Annotated in this window: 2 protein-coding genes; one reads left to right on the top strand and one right to left on the bottom strand. The window is 70.5% G+C overall.

The genetic code is table 11. The features are described 5' to 3' along the window. Positions 1–119 precede the first annotated feature (119 nt). The gene (locus IY392_RS09080; RefSeq protein ID WP_194861034.1) at positions 120–878 is read left to right on the top strand and encodes an oxidoreductase; all 759 of its coding nucleotides are present in this window, start codon (positions 120–122) and stop codon (positions 876–878) included. A gap of 500 nt (positions 879–1,378) precedes the next feature. Here the strand turns inward: IY392_RS09080 and IY392_RS09075 are convergent, their stop codons facing one another. Then, positions 1,379–2,209, bottom strand: coding sequence for an HAD family phosphatase (locus IY392_RS09075; RefSeq protein WP_095717984.1), 831 nt, complete (start codon positions 2,207–2,209; stop codon positions 1,379–1,381). Positions 2,210–2,554: the final 345 nt, after the last annotated feature.

Below are 2,554 nucleotides of genomic sequence, written 5' to 3'. Positions count from 1 at the left end.
CCCCTGTTGACTGCTGATTACACCAGCCAGACAGCGGTGGAACCGGCCGTTGGACGCTTGTGTCGGCGGATTGCGGCGCGCGGGGCGACGGCCGCGCACGGGTCGGTAACCTCGTCCGCGTGAACACACGCGCCCAGGATCCCCTCGCCCCGCTGGTCTCCCTGCCCGGCGTCGCCGAGGCGTCCGAGGCGGCCCGTGGTGCGCTCGCGAGCGTCCACCGGCATCCGGCAAACCGTCGGGGCTGGCCCACCACGGCGGCGGAGTCGGTGCTGCGCGGTGCGCGGGCGTCAGCCGGGGTGGAGGGTGCCTCGGTGCGACTGGACGCCGACGGTGACCACGACGAGGTGCTCTCCGGCGCTCTGCGGGTGGCCGGCGAGCTGACGGGCGAATCGCTCGACCGGGCCGTGTCGGTGTGGACCCGGTCGCCGCTGCAGGAGCTGGCGCACCTGCATCTGCTGGCCGCGTCCGGCCCCGGGGTGGATATGGCGTCCCTCGGTCGTCCCCGGGCGGATCGGGGGGTGGCCGAGCGGTTGCAGGGGCTGGCGGAGTTGGTGACGGGCGGGACGTCGGTGCCCGCCCCGGTCCTGGCGTCAGTGGTCCTGGGCGAACTGTCCGGCATGCGGCCGTTCGGGTCCGCTGACGGTGTGGTGGCGCGGGCGGCGTTCCGGTTGGTGACCGTGTCCACCGGCCTAGACCCACATTGTCTCGGCGTGCCCGAGGTGACCTTCTACCGGGATCCCGCCGGGCATCGATCGGCCCTGGAGGGCTTCGTCTCCGGTACCGGCGAGGGTGTCGGATCATGGATTCTCCACTGCTGTAGAGCTCTCGAGGCCGGTGCTCGCGAGGCCACCTCGATCGCCGAGGCCGCCGGGAGCTGACCGTCACGCAGGACGGATGACCGGTACGTCACCGCGTGCGGCCCCACGGCGCGCGAATGGCGGGCCGGCAGTCGTGCCGACCCGCCCACTCGCTGCGGTTCCATCGAGAGATCCGGGTACCAGGCGTCCTGTGGTCCGCCGTGTCGCCGGTCCGGGACAACCGTCGGTGACGGCTGGCGCGGACCCACGGCTGGGTTGCCTCTCGGGCGTCATCCGTCGCGTGGGTTCCGGAGTATCGATGACGGTGCCTCGGACGGGGAACCGTGACTTCTCCTCCGTCGCGGTCCTGGCGTCCTGCGTCACCGTGCTTTGAGCATGCCGCGCGGATCAGGGTCCCGGCGATGGTGGGATCCCACAAGGAACCCGGGGAGTTACCGGTGATTCCCGCCATCGCCTCCCGTGCGTTGGCCGGCGGACGATGAGGTGTTGTGCCCCGAACCCCGGTGGGATCTTCCGGGTGGGTGCGATCCGGGCGGGCCTCTCCGCTCGCGGGACCGGGGTCAGGCGCCCCGCCGCGCGGAACGCGCGAAGGACACCGTTGCGGCGCCCACCGCGAGTGCGATCGCCCCGACGCCGATGATCGGCCCGGACGCGCGTTCCAGCGTCGGCAGCAATGGGGTGGGGCTGGAGAAGGTGAGGATGGGCCACCCGCGCTCGAGGGCCTCACGGCGCAGGGTCCGGTCCGGGTTGATGACCGTGGGGTGTCCCACCTCCTCGAGCATCGGGAGGTCGGTGGAGGAGTCGGAGTAGGCGTACGAGGCCTCCAGGTCGTACCCGTAGCGCTGGGCGAAACCCCGGATGGCCTCGGCCTTGCCCGGACCCTGGCAGTAGAACTCGATGGATCCGCCGTATCGCCCGTCCGCATCGCGGCTCATGCGCGTCCCGGCGTAGTGGTCCACGCCGAGCATCCGTGCGATCGGTGCCACCAGCTCCTCCCCGGAGGCGGACACGATCACGAGGTCGTGGCCGAGCGCTCGGTGCTCGGCGAGGAGTTCCTGTGCCTCCGAGTAGACGGTGGGCGTGACTTTCTCCGTGAGGGCCTCGGTGACGATCCGCTCGACCTTCTCGGGCTCCCAACCCTTGGTGGCCGTCGCCATGGCCTGGCGGACCTTCTGCATCTGTTCGTCGTCGGCATCGGAGAGGCTGAAGGCGAGCTGCGTGTACGCCAGATCGATCACCGATCGGCGCGACAGCAGGCCTTCGTCGAGAAACGATTTGTTGAACGCGAACACCGACGAGGTGGCGATGATCGTCTTGTCGAGGTCGAAGAACGCGGCGATCCGGCGAGGTCGGTGCGACGACCGAGGGCCCTTGAGGCGTGGGGCGGACACGACTCCACGATACGGTTCTTGTGCTCGAGGCGTGGATAAGTGATACTGATCACGCTCGAAAGAGCATCCCCCTACAGGTGCTCGATTCGTCCCCCCTACGAATCGGGACTCCGAGAAACCGCGGCGCCCCCCTGCCGCGGTTTCTCTCTGTTTCGGGGCGGTCGTTCCACCTCCGCCGGTTTTCCACATCCACGGTCTCTCCACAGCCCGCCCCCGGATGACGCTCCGGGCCGGGGGTGCCGACGGTCGTGTGCGCGACGCTGTGGCCGTGACCCAGAGCCCCCGCCCACCGCGCGACGCCGTCCCCGACCACCCGGCGGGCAGGACCGTCGCCGTTGATGTGGC

It is taken from the genome of Dietzia sp. SYD-A1 (genome assembly GCF_015356725.1).
GTDB lineage: Bacteria > Actinomycetota > Actinomycetes > Mycobacteriales > Mycobacteriaceae > Dietzia.
Note: the sequence above shows the minus strand (reverse complement) of the source record. Positions and strands in the feature narration are given on the sequence as shown.